The following is a 21,996-nucleotide window of genomic DNA, read 5'->3' on the forward strand; positions in this document are numbered from 1 at the left end:
CAAGGAGCCTGACGGTGTTCTTCTTCATCCTTAAACGAGCGGTTACCTCGTTCTTCATTCTTCTTGCAGCCACGGTGCTGATGTTCCTCCTGGCCGTCAATGCCGGTGATCCCCTGGCTGACCTGATCGAGCTGCAGGGCGCTGAACGCGAAGCGCGCATTGCCCAGCGCACGGAAGCACTGCATCTTGACCAGCCCGTTGCGGCCCGTTACCTGCTATGGCTCCAGGAGGTCGGGCGCTGCGTCATTCCCGGCGGTGCGGAATGCACCCTGGGACTGAACCGGTCGGGTTCCCCGGTCCTTGAGCAACTCCAGACCGCCATCGGCTCCACCTTCCGGCTCGTCGTTGTCGCTACTCTGGTTGCGATCGTGCTCGGCGTGGCCATCGGCCTGGTTACCGCCCTTCGGCAGTACAGCGTCTTCGACTACTCCATTACGTTCGTTGCCTTCCTGCTCTTCTCGATGCCGTTGTTCTGGCTCTCCACCCTGCTCAAGCAGTACCTGGCGATCGACTTGAACAACTGGCTGGCCAACCCGCAGATGTCCTATCTGGGCATCGCCGCCGTCGGCCTGGTTGCCGGTGCCATCGGGGCCGTGGCCATTGGCGGAGACCGCCGCCGCCGTCTGCGTGTCTTCGCCATTGCCGCCGTCGCCACCTCGGTCACGTTCTATCTGCTGCTCATCACGAACTGGTTCAAGACACCGGGGCTTGGACCGATCGGCCTGTTCGTCACCGCCTTCGGTCTGGCGCTCGGCCTCACGGCCCTGCTGGCCGGATTCCGCCGCCGCCGGATCCTGTACGCAGCACTTGCCACCGCTGCGGCGGGCTTCGCCGGATACCTCATTACGCAGCCGCTCATGGTTGATCCGAGCTGGACGGTCATCGCCGGACTCGCCGTCCTGACGCTGCTTATTTCGCTGGGCATCGGCCATGTCATCGGCGGGCCGTATGCCAGGCAGGCCCGCAGCCTGACCGCCGTGATTGGGCTCGGCATCGCGTTCTTCGTCTTCGTGGACGCGCTCCTGGGCGCCTATCCGTCCCTCTCGCGCAAGAACGGCGGCCGGGCCATCCCGACCACGGGATCATCAACACCCAACCTGCAGGGCACCTTCTGGGAAACCAACCTGGACTACGCCCTGTACCTGGTGCTGCCCACCATCGCCATCATGCTCATCTCCTTCGCCACCTACACCCGCTACACCCGGGCCAGCATGCTGGAAGTCATGAACCAGGACTACGTCCGGACGGCGCGGGCCAAGGGCCTGAGCGAACGGAGCGTGGTCGTCAAGCATGCGTTCCGCAATGCCATGATCCCCATCACGACCCTGATGGCCTTTGACTTTGCCGGCGTCCTCGGGGGCGCCGTCATCACGGAGGCCGTATTTGGCTGGAGCGGTATGGGGCGAATGTTCACGGACGGCCTTCATGACGTGGATCCCAACGTCATCATGGCCTTCTTCCTGGTGACCGGTGTTGCCGCCGTAGCCTTCAACATGCTGGCCGATATCGCATATGCCTTCCTCGACCCGCGCATTAGCCTGAACTGATAGGCGGACACCATGACCGAAAAAATACCGTCGGGAACCCCGGGCAGCAGCCCGGAACTCACCGCCATGACGCTGGAGAGCCAGCGGACGGACATCGCAGATGCACCCGCAACGCGGGCAGTGACTGCGGATCCTGAAATCACCGCCGCCAAGAGCCAGGGCCGGCTGGTCCGGGAACGGTTCCTGCGACACAAGGGTGCACTGGTCGGCATGAGCGGGCTCATCTTCATCGTGCTCCTCTCGTTCACCTCGATCGGCCTTTCCGTCGGCCCGCTCCGTATCCCGGGTTGGTGGCCGTATGCCTTTTCCACGGTGATGCCGCTGGAAGACGGCGGAGCTCCCACCCTTTCCTGGACCGGTCTGGGGAGGCATCCCTTTGGCCAGGACACCCTGGGCCGCGACTACTTCGCCATGACCATGCGCGGTGCCCAGATTTCCCTGACCATTGCCTTCATCGTCGGGATCGTGGGGACCGTGGTGGGAACCGTCGTCGGCGCCCTGTCCGGATACTTCCGGGGCTTCACCGAAGCCGTACTGATGCGCTTCACCGACGTCATCATCACCATTCCGCTGCTGGTCGTCGCCGCAGTGCTGGCAAGCATCGTGTCCGATTTCGGCATCGTGGTGTTTGCCGTCTTCCTGGGCCTGCTGACCTGGACCGGACTCGCACGCATTGTCCGCGGCGAGTTCCTCTCCCTGCGGGAAAAGGAATTCGTTGAAGCGGCCAAATCCGTGGGCGCGAGTTCCAGCCGCATTATTTTCAAGCACATCCTGCCCAACACCGTGGGCGTCATCATCGTCTCCGCAACGCTGGCAATCTCCGGTGCCATCCTGCTGGAAACGGCCCTGAGCTTCCTAGGTTTGGGTGTCCAGCCCCCGGATACGTCGCTGGGCAAACTCATCAACGAGAATCGGGCCGCGATGACCACCCGTCCCTGGCTCTTCTTCTGGCCCGGCATCTTCATTGTGGCCATCGCCCTCACGGTCAACTTCATCGGAGACGGCCTGCGGGATGCGTTTGATCCCCGGCAGACAAGGAACAAGCAATGAGTTCGGCACCCCTGTATAGCGATGTCATTCCACCGTCCGCTGCCGCCCCGATCCTCGAAGTGTCCGGCCTCGGCGTCGACTTCAGCGTCGACAACAAATGGGTGATGGCTGCCGAAGACGTGAGTTACCGGGTCTACCCGGGCGAGATCCTGGCAATCGTCGGCGAGTCCGGCTCGGGCAAAAGCATGTCCTCCATGGCACTGCTCGGCCTGCTGCCCGCCAACGGGCGGTCCACCGGCAGCGCCAAGCTGCACGGGAAGGAACTTATCGGCGCCACGCAGTCCACGCTGCGCAAAATCCGCGGCAATGACATCGCCATGATCTTCCAGGAACCCATGACGGCCCTGAACCCCGTCCTGACCGTGGGCGAGCAGATCAAGGAGATCATCGAGCAGCACACGGACGCCTCCCCGGCCGACGCCAAGCTCCGCGCCATCGAGCTGCTGCGCATGGTGGAGATCCCGGACCCGGAGACCCGCTACCACCGCTATCCGCACCAGTTCTCCGGCGGACAGCGCCAGCGGGCCATGATCGCCACTGCCATTGCGAATGACCCCATCCTGCTGATTGCCGATGAACCCACCACGGCCCTGGACGTCACGGTGCAGGCGGAAGTGCTGGAGCTGCTGCGCAAGCTCAACAAGCGGCTGAACAGCGCCATCCTGCTCATCACCCACGACATGGGTGTGGTGGCCGACCTGGCGGACAACGTTGTGGTGATGCAGAACGGCCGGATCGTCGAAGCCGCCTCCGCCGCGGAGCTCTTCGGCGCCCCGCAGCAGGACTACACGAAGTCCCTGCTCGACGCCGTTCCCCACCTGGGTTCCAAGGTGGGCGGCGTGCTGGCGGCGGTCGAGGTCGAGGATGACGGTTCCCTGCAGATCACCGATGCACCCCGGGCGGTGCTCGAAGCCTCGGACGAAGTGGTGGAACCGACCTCGTCGCTGACCCCCGCCCTCCAGCTGGAGGATGTGGCCATCGAGTATCCGGGACGCTTCCGGCAGCCGGCTTTCCGCGCTGTTTCCAAGGTCTCCTTCACCATCATGCCCGGCGAGGTGATGGGTCTGGTGGGCGAATCCGGTTCCGGCAAGTCCACCATTGGGCGCGCCGTCACCGGGCTGCTGCCGGTTGCGGAGGGCAGCGTGCGGATCGGCGGAACCGATATTGCCGGTTTGTCACCGAAGAAGATGCGCCCGCTCCGGCGGAAGTTCGCCATCGTCTTCCAGGACCCCGCCGCATCGCTGAACCCGCGCATGTCCATCGGCGAAAGCATCGGCGAACCGCTGTTCCTGCATGAGAAGCTCTCCAAAGCTGAACTGGACCGGCGGGTGGAGAACCTGCTTGACGACGTGCAGCTGCCCACGAGCTTCCGCAACCGGTATCCGCATGAGCTCTCCGGCGGCCAGCGCCAGCGGGTAGGTATTGCCCGGGCGCTCTCGCTGCGGCCCTCCCTGCTGGTGGCCGACGAGCCGACGTCGGCCCTGGATGTCTCCGTGCAGGCACGCGTCCTGGCGCTGCTGCAGGACCTGCAGCAGGAATACGGTTTCGCGTGCCTGTTCGTCAGCCATGACCTGGCCGTAGTGGAGATCCTGGCCAGCCACATTGCGGTGCTCAACAAGGGCCGGATGGTGGAGCAGGGCTCCACCGAGCAGATCCTGAAGTACCCGCAGGATCCGTACACCCGCCGACTGCTGGCAGCGGCACCGGTGCCGGACCCGGCCGAGCAGGCCTACCGCCGCGAACAGCGCAATGCGCTGCTCGCGGCAGGCAGTATCGAATAAAGCGGTACCGGATAAAAGCAGTACCGGACAGCTGCACCCCCGACGGCGGCGTCAGTGGCGGAAGACAATCTTTCCCACGACGTCGCCGTCGTGCATTTTCCGGAAGCCCTTTTGTGCGTCCTCCAGCGGCAGCACGGAATCGATCTCCGGCCGGACGCCGGTGGCGAGCAGGAAAGCCACCAGCCGCTGCAGTTCCGCGCGGGTGCCCATGGTGGAGCCCAGGACCTTCAGCTGGAGGAAAAACACCCGGTTCAGGTCCGCCGGCGGATTGGGGCCGCTGGTGGCGCCGCAGGTCACGAGCGCACCGCCGGGCTTGAGTGACTTCAGCGAATGCGCCCAGGTGGCTTCACCGACGGAGTCGAAGACCGTGTCCACCCGTTCCGGAAGGCGGGCACCGGCGTCGAACACCTGCTCAGCCCCGAGGCGCAGCGCCTGCTCGCGCTTGTCCGCGCTGCGGCTGGCCGCCCACACCCGGAACCCGGCGGCGGAGGCCAGGCTGATCAGGGCCGTTGCGACTCCCCCGCCGGCGCCCTGGACCAGGATGGTGGAACCCGGGGCAGCGGGATTGACAGTGAAAAGCATGCGGTAGGCGGTCAGCCAGGCCGTGGGCAGGCAGGCGGCTTCCTCGAAGCTCAGGCCGGCCGGCTTGGGTACGAGGTTGCGGGCCGGGACCCATACTTCGTCGGCCATTGCCCCCGGATACCGCTCCGAAAGCAGGCTCCGCTTCGGGTCAAGGGTTTCATCCCCTTCCCAGCCCGGAGTGGACAGGACCGCGTGGACGATGACCTCGTTGCCGTCGTCGTCGATCCCTGCAGCGTCGCAGCCCAGCACCATCGGGAGGCGGTCGGCCGGCAGGCCAACGCCCTGCAGCGACCACAGGTCGTGATGATTCAGCGCCGATGCCAACACCTGCACCCGCCGGAATCCCTCCGGCGGCTGCGGCAGCTCAAGTTCGCCGACCCTCAGGCCGCTGAGGGGATCTTCGGCAGACTGGGTCTGTGCATACACGGCTCGCATCGGGACTCCTTCGGTTGGGTGCTCCCATCCTAGGGGACCACCGGCCGGGCACCCGTGCATGCGTTAGGCGTGCACGTGAGGCATGTGGGACACTGGAGGGCAGAACTTTTCGGAATCAAAGGAGGCAGCTATGAGCAAGCGTGCACGCAAGCGTCGTGACCGTAAGCGCGGCGGCGCTAACCACGGTAAGCGTCCCAACACCTAAGCAAAGCTTTGGTAGCCGCGTGACCTGTAGGTCAGGCACAAAAAACCCCCGGAACCTCTTGGTACCGGGGGTTTCTTTGTGTCTGCGGCTTGCGTTGGCTGCCGGCGGTCCTAGTGGTCCGCCGTCTGGATCTGGCTGATGCGGCTGAGGATGCTTGCCTTCAGCGTTGCGGGCGCCGCCTCGGTGCAGGAACGCTTCACTACCGACCGGATCACGCACTCCAGGTCATGTTCCTGCGCGCACTCGGGGCACCCGTCAAGGTGCTCTTTGATTTCCACAAGGTCTTCGTGGGACAGGGCGCCGTCCAGGTATTCATACAGCCGTTCGATGCGGGCGTCGTCGCAATCGCCCAGGCTCTGGCAATCGCTCATAGCTCATTCCCCTGTTTCTTTGTTGATGCGCCGACGGCTTCGGCTGCGGGCACTTTGCCCTTGATTCCGCGTTCGTGTGCATACTCGGCCAGGAGTTCGCGGAGCATCTTGCGCCCGCGGTGCAGCCGGGACATCACGGTGCCGATCGGCGTGTTCATGATTTCTGAAATTTCCTTGTACGCGAAGCCCTCCACATCGGAGAAGTACACGGCAAGCCGGAACTCCTCCGGAATGGCCTGCAGGGCATCCTTGACATCGGAATCCGGCAGATGGTCCAGTGCCACGGCTTCCGCGGAACGGAGCCCCGCGGAGGTGTGCTCGGCCGCACGGGCCAGCTGCCAGTCCTCAACCCCCTCGGAGTTGGCCTGCAGGGGTTCCCGCTGCCGCTTCCGGTAAAGGTTGATGTACGTATTCGTCAGGATGCGGTACAGCCAGGCCTTGAGGTTCGTTCCCGGCCGGTACTGGTGGAAAGCGGAGAAAGCCTTGGTGTAGGCCTCCTGCACCAGGTCCTCGGCGTCCGAAGGATTCCGTGCCATGCGCATGGCCGCTGAATAGAGCTGGTCCACATACTGCATGGCGTCCTGCTCAAAACGCAGCTTGCGTGCCTCGTCCGATTCGGTGGCAACGTCGAGTTCGAAGTTTTCCACGGGGCTGCCTTCCGGCGCATCAGTTCTCATCACCTCCAAGTCTACGGTGCGGGACGGAACCCGTACGCGTAGCTTCGGCGCCCGGACAGACCGCTCTGCGGTCAGCGTGTCGGCTGGCACGTTGCTTTTCTCCTGACTGTCGGCAAAGCACATCCTGATACTGGTGCCAACGACGGCGCCCGGCCGGCTATTCCCTTCCCGCTCCCCTTCCGGGCTGCGGACCTGTCCCCTGCCACCGTGTGCCAGCGTGTGCCAAGGTCCGCAAAATGCCAGACTAAGGTGGAAGCAGCACCACATGTAGTTTTTTCGCGTAACCGATGGATTTCCCAGGAGGCACTTATGTCGATAGTCCGTATGTTTGCACGCCCGTTGCTCGCCACCGGCTTCGTAGCCGCAGGCGTGGAGCGCCTTCGGAACGCTGACCAGACCGCTGAACAGCTCACCCCCACGCTGAAGATGATCGGCAAAACCGTTCCTGCCGCCGCAGCCGTGACGTCCAACCCCGCGCTCGTAGCCAAGGTTGTCGGCTACACACAGGTCGGTGCTGCCACGATGCTCGGCATGGGCAAGTTCTCCCGCATGGCGTCCTTCCTGCTCGCCGGCACCGCCGCACTCACCTCGGTCGTGGAATACCGCAACGCCGAAGCCTCCACTGCCGCCGAGCGCAAGGAACGGCGCAGCCAGCTGCTCAAGAACCTGTCCCTGATCGGCGGGGTCCTGCTCTCCGCCGTGGATACCAACGGACGTCCGGGACTCGCCTGGCGCGCCGGCCACCTGGCCTCGGGTACGGGCCGCAAGACCCGTGCCGTCTCGAAGTCGGTCTCGAAGAGCACGCGTAAGCAGCTCAAGGCCGTGTCGAACGCCGCTTCGGACATCGTCGGTTCCTAGCAGCAATGAGTGCTCCGAATGCCGGGGTGCCGGCAACCTGGCCGGCGCCCTTCGTGACCTCGCCGGTGGACGCAACCGTCTCCCTGCCTGGGTCGAAATCGCTGACCAACCGATACCTGGTCCTGGCCGCCCTGGCGGACGGCAGGTCCCGGCTGCGGGCACCCCTGCATTCGCGGGATTCGGAGCTTATGGTCTCCGCCCTGCGGGCCCTCGGAGCAATAATCACCGAAACGGACGGTGATGGCGCGTTCGGACCGGACCTGCTGATAGATCCGCTCCCCGCCGCGCCCGCCCCGCAGGCGCGGCAGGTCGACTGCGGCCTTGCCGGGACAGTGATGCGTTTCGTGCCGCCGCTGGCGGCCCTGACCGCCGGCACCACCGCGTTCGACGGCGATCCGCACGCCCGCACCCGCCCCATGTCCACCATCATCGATGCCCTCCGTGCCCTCGGCGTGCAGGTCGACGACGGCGGCAGCGGTTCCCTGCCCTTCACAGTCACCGGGTCCGGACATGTGGCCGGCGGCCGGTTGGAGATCGACGCCGGTGCCTCCTCCCAATTCGTATCGGCCCTGCTGCTGGCCGCGCCGCGCTTCGACGAGGGGCTGCATCTGGTCCACCGCGGCGCTACCCTGCCCAGTCCCGACCACATTGCGATGACCGTTTCCGTCCTGCGTGGCGTTGGAGTGGACGTTGACGATTCCGTACCGACCGAATGGCGGGTGGCCCCCGGCCCCATCGCCGCCTTCGACACCGTGATTGAACCGGATCTGTCCAATGCCGGCCCGTTTCTCGCCGCAGCACTGGTCACCGGCGGCACCGTCCGGGTGCCCGGCTGGCCGGAGTCGACCACCCAGGTGGGAGACAGGTGGCGGAGCATCCTCCCCGCCCTCGGCGCATCCGCAGAGCTGGCCGGCGGCACCCTCACCGTCACCGGCACCGGCACCATTTCCGGAGCGGATCTGGCGGACACCAGCGAACTTGCGCCCACCGTTGCCGCACTCTGCACCCTGGCGGACTCGCCCTCCACCCTTACCGGCATCGCGCACCTGCGCGGCCACGAAACCGACCGGCTGGCCGCACTTGCCACCGAAATCCGCCGTCTGGGCGGAGACGCGGAAGAAACGGCGGACGGCCTGGTGATCCGCCCGGCAGCGCTGCACGGCGGCCTCTGGGAAACCTACGCCGACCACCGGATGGCCACCGCCGGTGCCCTGATCGGGCTGGCCGTACCCGGCGTCGTCGTCCAGGACATTTCCACAACAGCCAAGACCCTGCCGCAGTTCCCCGAACTCTGGCAGCAGCTGACCCGATCGGCGGAAGCATGACACGCAGTACAAGCGGCTGGGACGAATCCGACGTCCGCGTCCGCCCGAACAAAAAAGGCTCCCGCCCCCGCACCAAGGACCGGCCCGCCCACGATGATGCCGTCATCGGACGGATCATCACCGTGGACCGCGGCCGGTATACCGCCGTGGTAGACGAAGACACACCTACTGAACGCACCGTCATTGCCGCCCGGGCCCGGGAACTGCGGCGCACCCCGGTGGTGGCCGGAGACCTGGTGGCACTGGTCGGCGACGTGACCGGCGCCCCGGACACCCTGGCCCGGCTGGTCCGCGTCGAGGAACGCCGGACCTTGCTGCGGCGCAGCGCCGACGACACCGATCCAGTGGAACGCGTGGTGGTGGCCAACGCCGACCAGCTGGTCATCGTGGTGGCCGCCGCCAACCCCGAACCCCGGACCGGTTTCATCGACCGCGCCCTCGTCGCCGCGTACGACGCCGGGATCTCCCCCGTCCTGTGCATCACCAAGGCAGACATCAAGGACCCCGCCGAGCTGCTGGCCAACTACGAACACCTGGACATGGACGTCATCATCAGCCGCACTGCGGCAGCCGACGCCTCCGGTATCGATGCCCGCTCCGACGACGGCCTTTCCGCGCGCCTGCAGGGCACCGCCGTCGAGGCCCTCCACGAGGTGCTGAAAGGCAACGTCAGCGTCCTGGTCGGGCCCTCCGGCGTCGGCAAGTCCACCCTGGTCAATGCCCTCACGGGATCGGCGCGTGCAACCGGCGGAGTCAATGCCGTGACCGGACGCGGCAGGCACACGTCCTCCTCGGCCCTGGCCCTGCGGCTCAGCGATTCGCCGGCCGGCAGCTGGATCATCGACACCCCGGGCATCCGCTCCTTCGGCCTGGCCCATGTGGACCCGGACCGGATCCTGCAGGCCTTCCCTGACCTGGAACCGGGCACCGCCGACTGTGAGCGCGGCTGCCGGCACGATTCCGTGGCCGTGGGCTGCGGCCTGGATCCGTGGGTGGAGGGCGGACATGCCGGCCCGGCAGGACCCGCGCGCCTGGCGTCGCTCCGCCGGCTGCTGGGCACCGGAACCCGGACCGAGAACAAGTCCTCCGCCAAGGAGCTCGGCGAGCAGTAGCCGCCCTGCCGCGGACTCCCGCCGGTCGGATTCGGGCGTGGAACCACCAGGACACTGCCCGCTTACGGGCCTAATGCGGGGCAGTGCCCGCCGGATAAGGATAAGTTGAACAGTATGCCGTTCGTTCAAAACTACAACGATGACCTGCGCTTGGCCCACGTGATGGCCGATTCCGTGGACGACCAGACCATGTCACGCTTCCGCGCCTTGGATTTGAAGATCGAAACCAAGCCGGACTTCACCCCGGTCACCGACGCCGACAAAGCTGCCGAAGACGCCATCCGCGGCCAGCTTTCCCGTGCCCGTCCCCGTGACGCCGTGCTCGGTGAGGAATTCGGTTCCAGCGGATCCGGCCCGCGCCGGTGGATCATTGATCCGATTGACGGCACCAAGAACTTCATCCGCGGTGTTCCCGTCTGGGCCACCCTGATTGCGCTGGTGGACGACGGTGTCCCCGTCGTGGGCCTGGTCAGCGCACCCGCGCTGGGCAAGCGGTGGTGGGCTGCCACCGGCACCGGCGCCTACATGGGCCGGTCGCTGGCCGCCGCGACCCGCCTGCACGTGTCCAACGTGTCCCGCCTGTCCGACGCCTCACTGTCCTATTCCAGCCTCGGTGGCTGGAAGGACCGCGGCAATCTCGAAGAATTCCTGGACCTGACCGAGTCCGTGTGGCGCACCCGCGCCTACGGCGATTTCTGGTCCTACTGCATGGTCGCCGAAGGCGCCGTCGACATTGCCTGCGAACCCGAGCTGAACCTGTATGACATGGCTGCCCTCGTACCGATCGTGACCGAGGCCGGCGGCCGCTTCTCCTCGCTTGACGGAGAGGACGGTCCGTTCGGCGGAAACGCCCTGGCGACCAACGGGACGCTGCACAGCGAAGTGCTGCAGCGCCTGAACCCCGACCTGGACGACCTCCTGTAACAGTGGGCGCCACCGGACCCCGGCTCGAAGCGCTGCGGCGCAGGCAGCTGGCCGACAGCTACCAGGCCGGCGGGGAGCACTACGACCGTATCCGTCCCGGGTACCCCGCCGAAGCGGTGCGTTGGCTGGTCTCCCGTCCCGGTACCCCGGGCTCCCCCGCAGTCCGGGACGTGGCCGACGTCGGCGCAGGCACCGGGAAATACACCCGCGAACTGCGTGCCGCCGGGTTGAACGCCGTTGCGGTGGATCCATCCCGCGACATGCTCGACCAGCTCGCCCGGATGCTTCCGGAGGTACCGGTGCACGTCGGGACGGCGGAGGACACCGGCCTGCCCGCATCCTCCCTGGACGCCGTGACCGTGGCCCAGGCCTGGCACTGGTGCGACCCGGCCGCGTCCAGCCGGGAGTTCGCCCGCATCCTGCGTCCGCACGGCGTCGTCGGCCTGGTCTGGAACCAGCTGGACGTCAGCGTGCCGTGGGTCCACCGCTATTCACGCATCATCCATGCCGGCGACGTCCTGCGTCCGGAATTCCGGCCCGGGCTGGGGCCGGAGTTCACGCTGGCAGAGTCCTCCACCGTGGCCTGGACCCAGCAGATGACCCCCGAAGACCTGTTCGAACTGGCAAAGTCACGGGCGTTCTACCTCTCCGCCGGTGCCGCCGCACGGGAGAAACTCTCCGCCAACCTGTCCTGGTACCTGTACGAGCACCTCGGCCACACAGAAGGCGAAGTCCTGGACCTGCCGTATCTCACGCTGACCTGGCGGGCGGTACGGACAGTATGAACACGGCGGGTGTAAACCGGTTTGGGCCGGCCACCTGGGCGGCCGTGGCTGTTGGTGGGCTGGCGGGTACCGAGGCGCGGTACGGTCTGCTGCTGGCTTTCCCGCCCGGGAGCTTGACCTTCGACTGGACCACCCTGGGCATCAACGCTGCCGCTTCCCTGCTCCTCGGTTTCCTCACCGCCCGGTGGTTGTTCACTCCTACGGTGCCGCTGTGGGTCCGGGCCGGCCTGGGCCCGGGGTTTCTGGGGTCCTTCAGCACGTTCTCGGCCCTGGCCCTGCATCTGGACCAGCTGCTGGCTGCCGGACTCCCCATGACTTTTGCCCTCTACCTCCTGCTGTCCATGGTCCTTGGACTTCTGGCCGCCGCCGCTGGCCTCGCCATGGGACGGCTTTCCGGGCGCCGGAGCCAGACCCGGCAGGAGCAGGCATGACTGCCCTCTGGATCGGACTGGGCGGCATGGCCGGTGCCTTGCTCCGGTTCGGGCTGGACTCGCTGCTGGCCCGCCGCAGCCGCCCCGACCGGCCCGGCTTCCCCTGGGGAACGCTGCTGGTCAATACTGCCGGATCGCTGCTCATCGGATTCGCCGTCGGGCTGCTGGGCACGGCTGCGCTTTCGGAGGCTGGGTACCAGGCCGCCGCCACGGGATTCGCCGGCGGGCTGACGACCTTCAGCTCGTGGACTGTTGCCACACTGGCCTTGTGGACGGATGGCCGGCGCCGGGCGGCGGCGGCGAACGTCCTGCTGAACCTGTTCCTTGGCTGCCTCGCGGCCGCAGCCGGGCTCCTGGCGGGGCTGTCTGTCTGATTTCGAGTGCGCCGCCTGCGCGGCGTACATAGAATTGTCGGAGTCCGGCGTGGTTGGTGCAGGGAGAAATGCACATGGTCTTCACCTTCGGCATCGAAGAAGAGTTCCTCCTGATGGATACCCGGACCGGGTTCCCCACCGGAGCACGGGCAGCGAGGCGTGCGCTTGCCTCCCCGCGGCACAGCGGCTTCTCCACATCGGCGGAACTGCTGGACGCACAGGTGGAAAGCTCCACCAGGGTCTGCACTACCCGCCGCGAAGCACTGGACGCTCTGCTGGGTTTCCGCTCCAGGCTGGCGGAGGCCGCCGCGGCAGCGGGGGTTTTGGTCGCCGCTACGGGAGCGGCCCCCCGGATTCCGGACAGCCCGCCGGTCATTAATTCCTCGGCCCGGTATCGACGGATGGGCAGTCTCGCCGGGGCTGTCGCGCACGAGCAGTACGTCAATGGAACCCACATCCACGTCGGCATCCCCTCACGTGACGTTGGAGTGCGGGTGCTGAACGGCCTCCGTCCCTGGCTCGCCCTGCTCGGTGCCGTGGCCGCCAATTCCCCCTATTGGCGCGGACAGGACAGTAGCTTCGCCAGTTGGCGGATGGTCCACTACCGGCGCTGGTCCGTGCAGGGCTGCCCGCCTGTCTTTGCCGACGCAGAGGACTATGCCCGAAGGCTGGCAGGCCTGCTGGCCACCGATGTGGTGCCCGACGCCGGGCATGTGGGCTGGGCGGCCCGTCTCTCGGAGAACTTTCCCACGGTGGAGGTCCGGATCGCCGACGCCCAGCTCCAGGCGCAGGACTCGCTGCTGCTTGCGGTTTTAGTGCGGGCCCTGGTGGACAAGTTGGCATCCGTACCCACGGCGGGCCCCGCTGCCGGTCGGGCAGCGGATCCGGAACTGCTAGACGTCGGCCTGTGGCAGGCGGCGCGCTTCGGGATGGGCGGGAACCTGGTGTCACACCCCGGTGGCAGCGTCCCCGCTGCCGAGCATCTGGCCGCACTGCTGGACTTCGTCGCGCCGGCACTGGACGACGCCGGAGACGGAGATTTCGTGGCCGCGGGGATCTCCCGCCTCCTGAACACCGGCACCGGGGCGGAACAGCAACGCGCCGCGTTCGGTTCCGGCGGCTACCCGGCACTGACTGACCTGTATACCCGGAGCCTGACCGCGGAGTAGCCCGTCAGCCGTCCTGGTATGTAGTGACATCGAGGATCCGCGCTTCCCAGGGCCGCAGCAGATGCCGGTCTCCGGCGTCGGGATAATTTCCCAGGATGCGTTCCCCGGCGTCCAGGTTGGAGGGCACCCCCAGCTCGGTGCCGGAGGCGTTGCCCAGGACCAGCAGCGCCCGTCCGCCCCGGGAGCGGCGGAAGGCAAACAGGGATGGATGGCCGGGATCCAGCAGGTGGAAATCCCCCAGCGAGACCAGGTCCGACTCATGCCGGAGGCGCACCAGTTCCTGGTAGTAGCGGAACACTGAGCGTTCCGCCGCACGGTCCGATTCCACGTTTACTTCGGTATGGCCGGCGGCCAGCGGAATCCACGGAGTGACCTGGCTGAAGCCCGCGTTCGGTCCGGAGGTCCATTGCATGGGAGTACGCGCGTTGTCCCGGCTCATCCGGCGCAGTGCTTCCAGGACCGGTTCCGGGTCCACTCCCCGTTCGAGCTGCTCCGCGTAATAGTTCAGGGATTCGACATCCCGGTACTGTCCGATCGAGGTGAAACCGGCGTTGGTCATGCCGATCTCGTCGCCCTGGTAGATATAGGGCGTCCCCCGCTGCAGGTGCAGCAGGGTCGCCCACATGGTGGCGGATTCGTACCGGTACTTTGTGTCGTCGCCGAAGCGGGAGACCACGCGGGGCTGGTCATGGTTGCTCAGGTACAGACTGTTCCAGCCGGTATCGGCGAGTCCCCGCTGCCACCGGTTCCAACTAGTTTTCAGCTCCGGGAGGGCCAGCGGCCGGTACTCGAACTTATCCGCGCCTTGGTCCAGGCTGACGTGCTCGAACTGGAAGACCATGTCCAGCTCGTGCCGGCGCGGATCGGTGAACAGCAACGCCTGGTCCAGGGTGACCCCGGGCGTCTCCCCCACTGTCAGGTACTGCCCGGTGCGGGTTTCGAAAACCTCGCGGTGCATCTCCTGCAGAAATTCGTGGATACGGGGACCGGAGACGAAGTGCGGCGCACCGTCCCCCCAGATCCCGGACGAGTCCACCACCCCGTCAGGGAGCGCGGGGTCCTTCGAAATGAAGTTGATAACGTCCATGCGGAAGCCGTCCACACCGCGGTCCAGCCACCAGTTCATCATTGCGTAGACCTTGGCCCGTACCTGTGGATTTTCCCAGTTCAGGTCCGCCTGCTGAGGGGTGAACAGGTGCAGGTAGTACTGGCGGGTGAGCGGTTCGAAGGCCCACGCCGAGCCACCGAAAAACGACCGCCAGTTATTGGGCTCCGCCCCGGGTTCCCCGGGTTCGAATCCTGGACGGGCATCCCGCCACCAGTACCAGTCCCGCACCGGAGAGGATCTGGACGCTTTCGAGGACTGGAAGTCCGCATGTTCGGTGGACGTGTGGTTGACCACCAGATCCATGATCAGCCGCATTCCCCGTTGATGCAGTCCGGCCAGGAGTTCATCGAATTCCTCTTCCGTACCGAACATTTCGTCAACGCGGTGGTAGTCGCTGATGTCGTAGCCGTTGTCGAACTGGGGTGACTGCTGGATGGGCGACAGCCAGAGGACATCGATGCCCAGTTCGGCCAGATGGTCCAGGTGCTCGATGATGCCGCCGATGTCGCCAATGCCGTCGCCGGAGGTATCTGCAAAGCTGCGGGGATATATCTGGTAGACGACGGCGTTCGTCCACCAGGCGGGACCGGCGGGAGGCTCCATGGACATTCGTCCTTTCACGGCGTTCCTGCATAATACGTCCGCGCCGCCGGGCGGCACAGGGCCCGGGCGGGATACGGTGCCGGCTCTGCCCGGGACGCCGGTTTTCCTTGTACCGGCCCGGACGCGGCACTAACGTTGGCGCTGCCGATAGGTCCCGCGTGTGGACTTATCGAAGAACTCTAACGTTTGGAGTAACTGCCATGGCAACACTTACCGTTTGGAAATTCTCTGACGCGGACGCTGCGGAACGGGCCACGCAGACCCTCGCCAGCCTGCAGTCGCAGGGTCTGATTACAGTCGAGGACGAGGCCCTGGTGACGTGGCCCGAGGGGCGGAAAAAGCCCAAGACCATCCAGGAACACAACCTCGTGGGGGCCGGTGCCCTGGGCGGCGGGTTCTGGGGACTTCTGTTTGGGCTCATTTTCTTTGTACCGCTGATCGGCGCTGCGGTGGGTGCCGCCATCGGCGCAATGTCCGGATCGATGGTGGATGTCGGCATCAACGACGACTTCATCGCGCAGGTGCGGCAGGAAGTAACGCCGGGAAGCTCCGCGCTGTTCGTCCTGTCCAGCAACGCGGTCGAAGACCGGGTGGCGGAAGCGTTCAAGGACTACTCAGGCGCCAAGCTGATTTACACGAACCTTTCGAAGGACCAGGAGGCCAATCTGCGCGAGGCCTTCTTTGAGTCCACCCCCGCGTAGGGCACGGGTTCACGGCCGGGCGGAGTGCAGGCAGCCGCCCGGCCGTGCCGGAAGGCAGGCATTTCCGCGTATCGTTTAACCGATGACTACTCGACGCCAGGCCGCACAGATCCTAGATATTCCGCTTGAAATGGCCGTCCGCCACGGTATCCCCGCGCACGTGGACGACGCCGAACTGGCCCGGCTGCAGGCTGACCCGCCCGGGTGGCTGGCGCAGTCCAGGGCCAACCGTACGGGAAAGCGGCCGGTATGGGTGCAGCTGACCTGTACCGTGTGCGGGCACACCGAGGCGGCACGGCCCAAGAAGTGGTGGCCGGAATTTACCTTCCTGGCGTGCGAGGACCACAGTATCCGGGAACTCCCTGAGCTTCCCTCCGGAGCGGTACGCAGCGAGTACCCGGGCGTCGGCTCCCGTTTCATCGGAGTCGTGGACGCGCCGGTGGAACCGCCTGCGGGCTGACGCAACAGCGGAGGAGCCGCGGCGCGGGCGCCGCGCTGCTGTTAGTGCTGCTGTTACTGCGGAACGGCCAGCCCGGTGCGGGCCATTGCGTCAGTGTAGGCCGCACGCATTTCGTCCAGGGCCTCCTGCTGCCGTTCCGCTGTCGCACCGAAGGAACGGCCGGAAAGTGCGCGCGCCTTGTAGACCTTGATGCTGCGGCGGTAGATCATCCGGTTCTCGGTCTTGAGGAACAATGCAGCCAGGCGCTGGGCCTCAGTGCCGTGCGCCACGATGACCGAGGCACGGGGAACCAGTGCCAGGAAGCGCAGCAGCGGCCGCAGCCCCTCCTGGACCTGCTCCTTAGTCAGTTTGCCGTTCGGTTCACCCGGTACATGCCACGGGTAGGCGTTCCACGGCATCACGAACTCAGGCCGCAGCCCCGCCTGCCAGTGCACGCCGAGAAGGCGTGCCACGGCGTCGTTGTCCCCGGCGGTGATGAACCCCGACTCGTGGGCGGTGCCGATGTTCGAGAAGAGACTGACAATCCGGCACTCCCCGATGTCGTGCATAGGGTCGACGTAAGGCACCTGGCTTCCCGGCTTCATTTCCGCGAGGGAGTCGCAAAGCTGGTTCACATCGGCGACATTGGGGTCGTAGCGCCGGTTCCAAAGGTCGTCATGCTGGGATTCAAGTGCCGGGCTCTGCATAAGGTGGTGCGTCTCCTACAAGGTCTTGCGACCGGTCATATCGCCCGCTCCGGGTCCTGCCCGCGCGGGTCCTGCATAAAACAAAGTTTACCAACGCGGTCCGCCCGCCCGGACTGAAAGTGCCTCCGTGACAGGTGAAAGGGCCCCGGTGTGAGAAACAACTCCACCGGCGCAGTCCGGCCGGCAACCCACAACAGCAGCTAAACCAGCCCGGCAGGTAAACAAACAGCGGTTAAACAAACACAGCGGGGAGCGTCCGTGGACGCTCCCCGCTGTGTGCGGAGTTTCTCAGTGGAGATGGGGGGAATCGAACCCCCGTCCGATGTCGCTTTGTCAGGGCTTCTCCGGGCGCAGTCTGCATCGGAATTTCTCGGTCCCAGCCATCACGCAGACAAGTGGCTGATCCGGACCCAGCCGTCTAAAAGTCCCGAACACCCCAACGGCGAAGGTGTTCAGCAGTGGCCCTCTAAATGACGCCAGGCACCGGGGCGAGAGCATCCCCGGGCTGACGGACTATGCCTTACTGCTTAGGCAGCAAGAGCGAAGTCAGTGCGCTTTGATTCGGCACTTATTGGTTTACAGAGATCGTTAACGAGATAACCCTGTATCCTCGGCCCGCTTCCCCTGTCTCAACAAAACATCGTCGAAACCGGTCATCCCCTTATTGAGTTACCAATCCGGCCGAAGCCGGAACACCCATTGTAGCGCATGGAGCATGCACGGTTCAGAGCCGGAACCCCAGCACCGTGACGGGTGAACCCCAGACCACCAGCAGGATCCACGAGACGAGGACGAAGAGGACCGTAAGGATGCTCAGCGCGGTCATCCCGGGAGCCTTGCTCCGGAAGGCCCACGCGAACAGTCCAATGTTCGCGGCGAGCAGCACTGGTGCGAGCCATACCAGGACGTGCGCGAGGTAGAGGTAGTACGCCGCGAAGAACGGAACCACCACCAGGATCACCACGGGCACGACGGCAAGGACTATCAACAGGTCGACAGCGGTGACCAGCCACGTCCATACCGGCTTGCGGGCAGCAGCCTCCTCGGCGGCGTCGGCCTGCGGTTCCCAGAACGTTCCGCTCATGCGCCGCGGTTCTTTTCGCGCATCGCGCGAAGTGCCTCGCGGTTGTCCTGCTTCTCACGGAGTGTGTGGCGCTTGTCGTATTCGCGCTTACCGCGGGCGACGGCGATCTCCACCTTGGCCCGGCCGTCAAGGAAGTACAGCTGCAGCGGCACGATGGTGAATCCGGATTCGCTGGTCTTGCGCAGGATCTTTTCCAGCTGCTCGCGGTGCAGCAGCAGCTTGCGCCGGCGCCTGGCCGAGTGGTTTGTCCAGCTCCCGTTGAGGTATTCCGGAATATAGGCGGCTTCGAGCCAGAGCTCGTTGTTATAGAACGTCGCGAACCCGTCCACCAGTGAGGCCCTGCCCTCACGCAGCGACTTCACCTCGGTCCCCATGAGAACCATGCCGGCCTCGTAGGTATCGAGGATCTCGTAGTCGTGCCGGGCCTTGCGATTGGTGGCCACTACCTTACGGCCACTTTCCTTAGGCACGGGGGAACTCCTTAGTAGGTGGAAACGAAAGTTCTATTGTAGGCCTACAGCAGGCTCATCGGGTTTACGAGGTTCCCGTTGAGCACGGTCTCGAAGTGCAGGTGGCAGCCGCTGGAGTTGCCGGTGTTACCCACATAACCGATCAGCTGTCCCTGGTTGACCCACTGTCCCTGGCCTACAACGTACTGCTGCAGATGGTAGTAGTTGGTCGCCAGCACGTTGCCGCTGACCACCCCGTGGTTGAGCACCACGTAGTTTCCGGCACCGATCATTTCCCGCTGGTCGTTCTGCGGAACAGCACGCCAGACCTCGCCGGCAGCGGCTGCGTAAACGGGACTGCCGCAGCCCGGGGCAAAGTCGATGCCGGTATGCATCGAACCAAGTTCCAGGGTTCCGGGCGGCGTGGGACGGTGGCCGTAGCCGGAGGAGACCGGCGCGTTGCGCACGGGGAACTGGAGCCCGAACGACGATGGGCTGCCCTGCGCCGGAATGTTCTGGACAGGTGGAGCGGGCCGGTTGTTCCGGGCCGCTTCTTCCGCGGCCGCACGGTTGGCGGCGTCGATCCGTGCCTGCTCCCGCTGCCGGTACTGTTCCAGTTGGATCCGCTGCTGTTCCGCGATGTCGGCGTTGATCTGCGCGGTCTCCTTCTCCAGGCTGGAGATCTGGGCCTGGAGCTTCGGTTTCTGCGCTTCCAGCTCCTTGTTTATTGCCGCGGTCTGGGCAATGAGGTCGTCCACCTTTGCCTTCTCGGCGGCGGCGGCGTCCCGTGCGGACTGCTCGGCCTTGAGCGCTTCATCCGCCTGGGCCTTGAGTTTGCTGATCTCTTCGGCGACGGCCGCCAGCCGGGCCTCGGAGTTCACGTTGTTGGCGTTCTGCTGGGAGAGTTTTTCCACGGCCGCGTTCTGGCCCTTGAGCGCCTGTTCAGCCATGCCCAGGGAATCCGAGAGGCTGTCCGCCCCCTTGGCACCGAAGATCAGCGACAAGGTTGAGGGGACACCGCCGTTTTTGTAGGCCTGGGAGGCAATCTGGCCAATCGCCTTTTCCGAGGCCGCAATATCCTCACGGTCCTTCTCGATCTGCGCGGTGATGGTGCTGTGGGTGTCCTGGGCGAGGGCGACGCGTTCGTTCAAGGCGCTGACCTTGCCGGCAGCGGTATCAACCCGGCCCTCGGCGTCGGCAAGCTGCTGCTGGGCGCCCGGAAGCTGGCCGTTATAGATGTTCAGCTTGGCTACCGTCTCGGCAATGTCTTCCCCGAGGTACTCGTAGTCCTGCAGGACCTGCTGCTTCTCGGATTCGATTGCCGCCTTCCGGTCCTCCAGGCTGTCCGCGCGGGCAGGGGCGCTGAAGGTCATGGAAAGGGCCAGGGCAGCGAGGGCGGCAACCGCCGCCAGTGCCCGGGTCGCCGGTGCACGTCCGATCCCTTGAGACACAGGACTATCCATTAACGAGACTCTCCATGATCTTCCAGCTGATCTTCCAGATTCCATTCCCAGTGTTCATGACTCTAGACCTTTAGGTATCGGCGGAGCGTCAACAGCGAGGATACTCCCGCCAACACCGCCCCGAGAACAAGTAGAACGGGTGTCAGGTACAGGACCTGCTCTGATGAAATAAAGGCTGTAGTGGGGTACTGCCGGGCAAGGTTGCCGATAAAGAAGTGTGCCGTGGCCCAAAGGGCGGCAGATGCCAGCACCGCGCCGATGACGGCGGCAATGACGCCTTCCAGCACGAAGGGAAGCTGGATCACGGCCTTCGAAGCACCCACCAGACGCATGATGCCGGTTTCCCGCCGCCGGCTGAACGCCGACAGCCGAATGGTGGTGGCGATCAGCAGGATGGCACAGACCAGCATGACCCCGGCAACAGCCAGGGCGGCCACGGAGGCAAGGTTCAGGTACGTGAACATCTTTTCGAACAGCTCACGCTGGTCGCTGACAGATTCGACGCCCGGTTTGGAGGAGAAGGCCTCGTTAATGACCTCGTATTTCTCCGGGTCCACCAGGCTCACCCTGAAGGATTCGGGAAGCATTTCGGCGGTGATGCTGTCCACGATCGGTGAATTGGCGAACTGCTCCCGGAAATGCGTCAGCGCCGTTTCCTGGTCCTCGTACTCGACGCTCTCCACGTAGGGGTCCGCCTGCAGGTCCGCTTCGATGGCTGCCCGCTGCTCGTCACTGACGGCACCGGAAGCGCAGGCTGCCGACGTGTCGTTGTCGGTGCAGAGGTAAACGGCTACCTGCACCCGGTCATACCAGTAGCCCTTCATCTGGCCGATCTGCAGCTGCAGCAACCCGGCGGCCCCCACAAAGGTCAGGGACACAAAGGTCACCAGGACTACGGAGACGACCATGGACAGGTTCCGGCGCAGGCCGGAGCCGATTTCCCCCAGGACAAACGCGAGCCTCATTCGGCTACCCCGCTCTCCCGGCGTCCGGACACATCCGTCACGGTCTCCGGCCCGCGCCCCGGTCCGGGTTCACCCAGGTAGATGCCTTCATACTCGTCACGGATGATCTTGCCGTTGCGCAGTTCCACCACGCGCTTGCGCATCGCGTTGACAATGTCGTCGTCGTGCGTGGCCATCACCACCGTGGTGCCGTTCTGGTTGACCCGGTCCAACACCTTCATGATGCCCAGCGAGGTGGTGGGGTCCAGGTTTCCGGTGGGCTCATCCGCGAGCAGGATGCCCGGCTTGTTGACGATGGCGCGGGCGATGGCGACGCGCTGCTGCTCGCCGCCGGAAAGTTCATGGGGCATGCGGTTGTCTTTGCCCTCCAGGCCTACGGTTTTGAGGACTTCGGGCACCGAGTCGCGGATGACGGCGCGGCTGCGGCCGATGACCTGCATGGCGAAGGCAACGTTGGCGAAAACCGTTTTGTTGGGCAGCAGGCGGAAGTCCTGGAAGACGACGCCGATCCCCCGGCGCAGCCGTGGGACCCGCCAGCTGGGAATCCGGGCCACGTTGGCGCCGGCCACGTAGACCGTGCCCTTGGTGGCGTGCTCTTCCTTCATGATCAACCGGATAAACGTCGACTTTCCGGAGCCGGAAGCGCCCACAAGGAAGACGAACTCGCCGCGGTCAACGTCAAGGCTGACGGAGTTGAGCGCAGGCCGGGAGTTCCGGTCATAGAGCTTGGTGACATTGTCGAAAGTGATCATCACTACTTTGTGCCCATGAAGCGGCCGGAGACACGGGCCTTTGTTCGGGGTAAGGGCACCGGCTTTTCGACTATAGCCAGCTTCTGCTAAGTGAGCCAC

General features: G+C 65.3%; 24 protein-coding genes and 1 other RNA gene. 14 read left to right on the forward strand and 11 right to left on the reverse strand.

Features of this window, described 5'->3' with window-relative positions; all coding sequences use genetic code 11:
• Nucleotides 1–14 precede the first annotated feature (14 nt).
• From QNO10_RS10075 to QNO10_RS10085, 3 genes are read left to right on the forward strand one after another with little or no spacing between them, the layout of a single operon-like run.
• Nucleotides 15–1,547, forward strand: coding sequence for an ABC transporter permease (locus tag QNO10_RS10075; RefSeq protein WP_229950580.1), 1,533 nt, complete (start codon nucleotides 15–17; stop codon nucleotides 1,545–1,547).
• A gap of 12 nt (nucleotides 1,548–1,559) precedes the next feature.
• Nucleotides 1,560–2,597 carry an ABC transporter permease gene (locus tag QNO10_RS10080; protein WP_229950576.1) on the forward strand — a complete coding sequence of 346 codons (1,038 nt, stop codon included), beginning with the start codon at nucleotides 1,560–1,562 and terminating at the stop codon, nucleotides 2,595–2,597.
• Nucleotides 2,594–4,378: an ABC transporter ATP-binding protein gene (locus QNO10_RS10085; protein ID WP_229950573.1), complete on the forward strand. Its 1,785-nt coding sequence runs from the start codon at nucleotides 2,594–2,596 to the stop codon at nucleotides 4,376–4,378. Before QNO10_RS10080 ends, QNO10_RS10085 begins: the two co-directional genes overlap by 4 nt.
• Nucleotides 4,379–4,429: 51 nt before the next feature.
• On the opposite strand, the gene QNO10_RS10090 is transcribed toward QNO10_RS10085, so the two are convergent.
• Nucleotides 4,430–5,395, reverse strand: coding sequence for a zinc-binding dehydrogenase (locus QNO10_RS10090; protein WP_229950570.1), 966 nt, complete (start codon nucleotides 5,393–5,395; stop codon nucleotides 4,430–4,432).
• Nucleotides 5,396–5,525: 130 nt separating this feature from the next.
• On the opposite strand from QNO10_RS10090, the gene QNO10_RS14620 reads away from it, so the two are divergent.
• Nucleotides 5,526–5,600, forward strand: coding sequence for a 50S ribosomal protein bL37 (locus QNO10_RS14620; protein WP_369299106.1), 75 nt, complete (start codon nucleotides 5,526–5,528; stop codon nucleotides 5,598–5,600).
• A 110-nt stretch (nucleotides 5,601–5,710) separates the two neighbouring features.
• Here the strand turns inward: QNO10_RS14620 and rsrA are convergent, their stop codons facing one another.
• Nucleotides 5,711–5,971, reverse strand: a complete 261-nt coding sequence (gene rsrA / locus QNO10_RS10095; RefSeq protein ID WP_229950567.1) for a mycothiol system anti-sigma-R factor — start codon at nucleotides 5,969–5,971, stop codon at nucleotides 5,711–5,713.
• Nucleotides 5,968–6,771: a sigma-70 family RNA polymerase sigma factor gene (locus QNO10_RS10100; protein ID WP_269437874.1), complete on the reverse strand. Its 804-nt coding sequence runs from the start codon at nucleotides 6,769–6,771 to the stop codon at nucleotides 5,968–5,970. Before QNO10_RS10100 ends, rsrA begins: the two co-directional genes overlap by 4 nt.
• A gap of 186 nt (nucleotides 6,772–6,957) precedes the next feature.
• Between QNO10_RS10100 and QNO10_RS10105 the strand changes: the two genes are divergently transcribed.
• The 8 genes from QNO10_RS10105 (at nucleotide 6,958) to QNO10_RS10140 (ending at nucleotide 13,626) form a co-directional block, all read left to right on the forward strand.
• Nucleotides 6,958–7,506: a DoxX family protein gene (locus QNO10_RS10105; RefSeq protein WP_229950561.1), complete on the forward strand. Its 549-nt coding sequence runs from the start codon at nucleotides 6,958–6,960 to the stop codon at nucleotides 7,504–7,506.
• A 5-nt stretch (nucleotides 7,507–7,511) separates the two neighbouring features.
• Nucleotides 7,512–8,831: a 3-phosphoshikimate 1-carboxyvinyltransferase gene (aroA, locus tag QNO10_RS10110; RefSeq protein ID WP_229950558.1), complete on the forward strand. Its 1,320-nt coding sequence runs from the start codon at nucleotides 7,512–7,514 to the stop codon at nucleotides 8,829–8,831.
• On the forward strand, nucleotides 8,828–9,943 hold the full coding sequence (rsgA, locus tag QNO10_RS10115) for a ribosome small subunit-dependent GTPase A (RefSeq protein ID WP_229950556.1): 1,116 nt from the start codon (nucleotides 8,828–8,830) through the stop codon (nucleotides 9,941–9,943). Before aroA ends, rsgA begins: the two co-directional genes overlap by 4 nt.
• 114 nt (nucleotides 9,944–10,057) lie before the next feature.
• On the forward strand, nucleotides 10,058–10,867 hold the full coding sequence (gene hisN / locus QNO10_RS10120) for a histidinol-phosphatase (RefSeq protein ID WP_229949601.1): 810 nt from the start codon (nucleotides 10,058–10,060) through the stop codon (nucleotides 10,865–10,867).
• 2 nt (nucleotides 10,868–10,869) lie between these two features.
• On the forward strand, nucleotides 10,870–11,652 hold the full coding sequence (locus QNO10_RS10125) for a class I SAM-dependent methyltransferase (protein ID WP_229950552.1): 783 nt from the start codon (nucleotides 10,870–10,872) through the stop codon (nucleotides 11,650–11,652).
• Entirely contained in the window at nucleotides 11,649–12,083 is a 435-nt protein-coding gene (locus QNO10_RS10130) for a fluoride efflux transporter FluC (protein ID WP_229950550.1), read from the forward strand. Before QNO10_RS10125 ends, QNO10_RS10130 begins: the two co-directional genes overlap by 4 nt.
• A complete protein-coding gene (locus QNO10_RS10135) occupies nucleotides 12,080–12,457 on the forward strand; it encodes a fluoride efflux transporter FluC (RefSeq protein ID WP_229950547.1) in 378 nt (125 codons plus the stop codon). The genes QNO10_RS10130 and QNO10_RS10135 overlap by 4 nt, the downstream gene beginning before the upstream one ends.
• Before the next feature lie 74 nt (nucleotides 12,458–12,531).
• Nucleotides 12,532–13,626, forward strand: a complete 1,095-nt coding sequence (locus tag QNO10_RS10140) for a carboxylate-amine ligase (RefSeq protein WP_229950544.1) — start codon at nucleotides 12,532–12,534, stop codon at nucleotides 13,624–13,626.
• Nucleotides 13,627–13,630: 4 nt separating this feature from the next.
• On the opposite strand, the gene QNO10_RS10145 is transcribed toward QNO10_RS10140, so the two are convergent.
• The gene (locus tag QNO10_RS10145; RefSeq protein WP_442860282.1) at nucleotides 13,631–15,343 is read right to left on the reverse strand and encodes an alpha-glucosidase; all 1,713 of its coding nucleotides are present in this window, start codon (nucleotides 15,341–15,343) and stop codon (nucleotides 13,631–13,633) included.
• A gap of 194 nt (nucleotides 15,344–15,537) precedes the next feature.
• Between QNO10_RS10145 and QNO10_RS10150 the strand changes: the two genes are divergently transcribed.
• Nucleotides 15,538–16,038, forward strand: a complete 501-nt coding sequence (locus QNO10_RS10150) for a DUF1269 domain-containing protein (RefSeq protein ID WP_229950538.1) — start codon at nucleotides 15,538–15,540, stop codon at nucleotides 16,036–16,038.
• A gap of 82 nt (nucleotides 16,039–16,120) precedes the next feature.
• On the forward strand, nucleotides 16,121–16,498 hold the full coding sequence (locus QNO10_RS10155; RefSeq protein ID WP_229950535.1) for a hypothetical protein: 378 nt from the start codon (nucleotides 16,121–16,123) through the stop codon (nucleotides 16,496–16,498).
• 53 nt (nucleotides 16,499–16,551) lie between these two features.
• On the opposite strand, the gene QNO10_RS10160 is transcribed toward QNO10_RS10155, so the two are convergent.
• From QNO10_RS10160 to ftsE, 7 genes are all read right to left on the reverse strand, one after another.
• A complete protein-coding gene (locus QNO10_RS10160) occupies nucleotides 16,552–17,184 on the reverse strand; it encodes a uracil-DNA glycosylase family protein (protein WP_229950533.1) in 633 nt (210 codons plus the stop codon).
• A gap of 289 nt (nucleotides 17,185–17,473) precedes the next feature.
• Nucleotides 17,474–17,845, reverse strand: a transfer-messenger RNA (tmRNA) gene (ssrA, locus tag QNO10_RS10165).
• A 63-nt stretch (nucleotides 17,846–17,908) separates the two neighbouring features.
• Nucleotides 17,909–18,268 (reverse strand): hypothetical protein, encoded by a 360-nt coding sequence (locus QNO10_RS10170; RefSeq protein WP_229950531.1) that lies wholly within the window; start codon nucleotides 18,266–18,268, stop codon nucleotides 17,909–17,911.
• Nucleotides 18,265–18,738: an SsrA-binding protein SmpB gene (gene smpB / locus QNO10_RS10175; RefSeq protein ID WP_229950528.1), complete on the reverse strand. Its 474-nt coding sequence runs from the start codon at nucleotides 18,736–18,738 to the stop codon at nucleotides 18,265–18,267. The genes QNO10_RS10170 and smpB overlap by 4 nt, the downstream gene beginning before the upstream one ends.
• 44 nt (nucleotides 18,739–18,782) lie before the next feature.
• Complete coding sequence (locus QNO10_RS10180) at nucleotides 18,783–20,168, reverse strand: peptidoglycan DD-metalloendopeptidase family protein (protein WP_229950526.1); 1,386 nt, start codon at nucleotides 20,166–20,168, stop codon at nucleotides 18,783–18,785.
• A 74-nt stretch (nucleotides 20,169–20,242) separates the two neighbouring features.
• Complete coding sequence (gene ftsX / locus QNO10_RS10185) at nucleotides 20,243–21,145, reverse strand: permease-like cell division protein FtsX (protein ID WP_229950524.1); 903 nt, start codon at nucleotides 21,143–21,145, stop codon at nucleotides 20,243–20,245.
• Complete coding sequence (gene ftsE, locus QNO10_RS10190; RefSeq protein ID WP_229950519.1) at nucleotides 21,142–21,897, reverse strand: cell division ATP-binding protein FtsE; 756 nt, start codon at nucleotides 21,895–21,897, stop codon at nucleotides 21,142–21,144. Before ftsE ends, ftsX begins: the two co-directional genes overlap by 4 nt.
• Nucleotides 21,898–21,996: the final 99 nt, after the last annotated feature.

This window comes from Arthrobacter sp. zg-Y919 (assembly GCF_030142045.1).
Lineage (GTDB): Bacteria > Actinomycetota > Actinomycetes > Actinomycetales > Micrococcaceae > Arthrobacter_B.

Excerpts from the sequence above, each read along its gene's own strand:
- QNO10_RS10085 (WP_229950573.1), top strand. The coding sequence starts at position 2,594 with ATGAGTTCGGCACCCCTGTATAGCGATGTCATTCCACCGTCCGCTGCC.
- QNO10_RS10130 (WP_229950550.1), top strand. The coding sequence starts at position 11,649 with ATGAACACGGCGGGTGTAAACCGGTTTGGGCCGGCCACCTGGGCGGCC.
- ftsX (WP_229950524.1), bottom strand. The coding sequence starts at position 21,145 with ATGAGGCTCGCGTTTGTCCTGGGGGAAATCGGCTCCGGCCTGCGCCGG.
- QNO10_RS10170 (WP_229950531.1), bottom strand. The coding sequence starts at position 18,268 with ATGAGCGGAACGTTCTGGGAACCGCAGGCCGACGCCGCCGAGGAGGCT.
- rsrA (WP_229950567.1), bottom strand. The coding sequence starts at position 5,971 with ATGAGCGATTGCCAGAGCCTGGGCGATTGCGACGACGCCCGCATCGAA.
- QNO10_RS10160 (WP_229950533.1), bottom strand. The coding sequence starts at position 17,184 with ATGCAGAGCCCGGCACTTGAATCCCAGCATGACGACCTTTGGAACCGG.
- QNO10_RS10105 (WP_229950561.1), top strand. The coding sequence starts at position 6,958 with ATGTCGATAGTCCGTATGTTTGCACGCCCGTTGCTCGCCACCGGCTTC.
- QNO10_RS10155 (WP_229950535.1), top strand. The coding sequence starts at position 16,121 with ATGACTACTCGACGCCAGGCCGCACAGATCCTAGATATTCCGCTTGAA.
- QNO10_RS10140 (WP_229950544.1), top strand. The coding sequence starts at position 12,532 with ATGGTCTTCACCTTCGGCATCGAAGAAGAGTTCCTCCTGATGGATACC.
- hisN (WP_229949601.1), top strand. The coding sequence starts at position 10,058 with ATGCCGTTCGTTCAAAACTACAACGATGACCTGCGCTTGGCCCACGTG.
- rsgA (WP_229950556.1), top strand. The coding sequence starts at position 8,828 with ATGACACGCAGTACAAGCGGCTGGGACGAATCCGACGTCCGCGTCCGC.
- QNO10_RS10145 (WP_442860282.1), bottom strand. The coding sequence starts at position 15,343 with ATGTCCATGGAGCCTCCCGCCGGTCCCGCCTGGTGGACGAACGCCGTC.
- QNO10_RS10080 (WP_229950576.1), top strand. The coding sequence starts at position 1,560 with ATGACCGAAAAAATACCGTCGGGAACCCCGGGCAGCAGCCCGGAACTC.
- QNO10_RS10100 (WP_269437874.1), bottom strand. The coding sequence starts at position 6,771 with ATGTGCTTTGCCGACAGTCAGGAGAAAAGCAACGTGCCAGCCGACACG.
- QNO10_RS10150 (WP_229950538.1), top strand. The coding sequence starts at position 15,538 with ATGGCAACACTTACCGTTTGGAAATTCTCTGACGCGGACGCTGCGGAA.
- QNO10_RS10135 (WP_229950547.1), top strand. The coding sequence starts at position 12,080 with ATGACTGCCCTCTGGATCGGACTGGGCGGCATGGCCGGTGCCTTGCTC.
- ftsE (WP_229950519.1), bottom strand. The coding sequence starts at position 21,897 with ATGATCACTTTCGACAATGTCACCAAGCTCTATGACCGGAACTCCCGG.
- aroA (WP_229950558.1), top strand. The coding sequence starts at position 7,512 with ATGAGTGCTCCGAATGCCGGGGTGCCGGCAACCTGGCCGGCGCCCTTC.
- QNO10_RS10090 (WP_229950570.1), bottom strand. The coding sequence starts at position 5,395 with ATGCGAGCCGTGTATGCACAGACCCAGTCTGCCGAAGATCCCCTCAGC.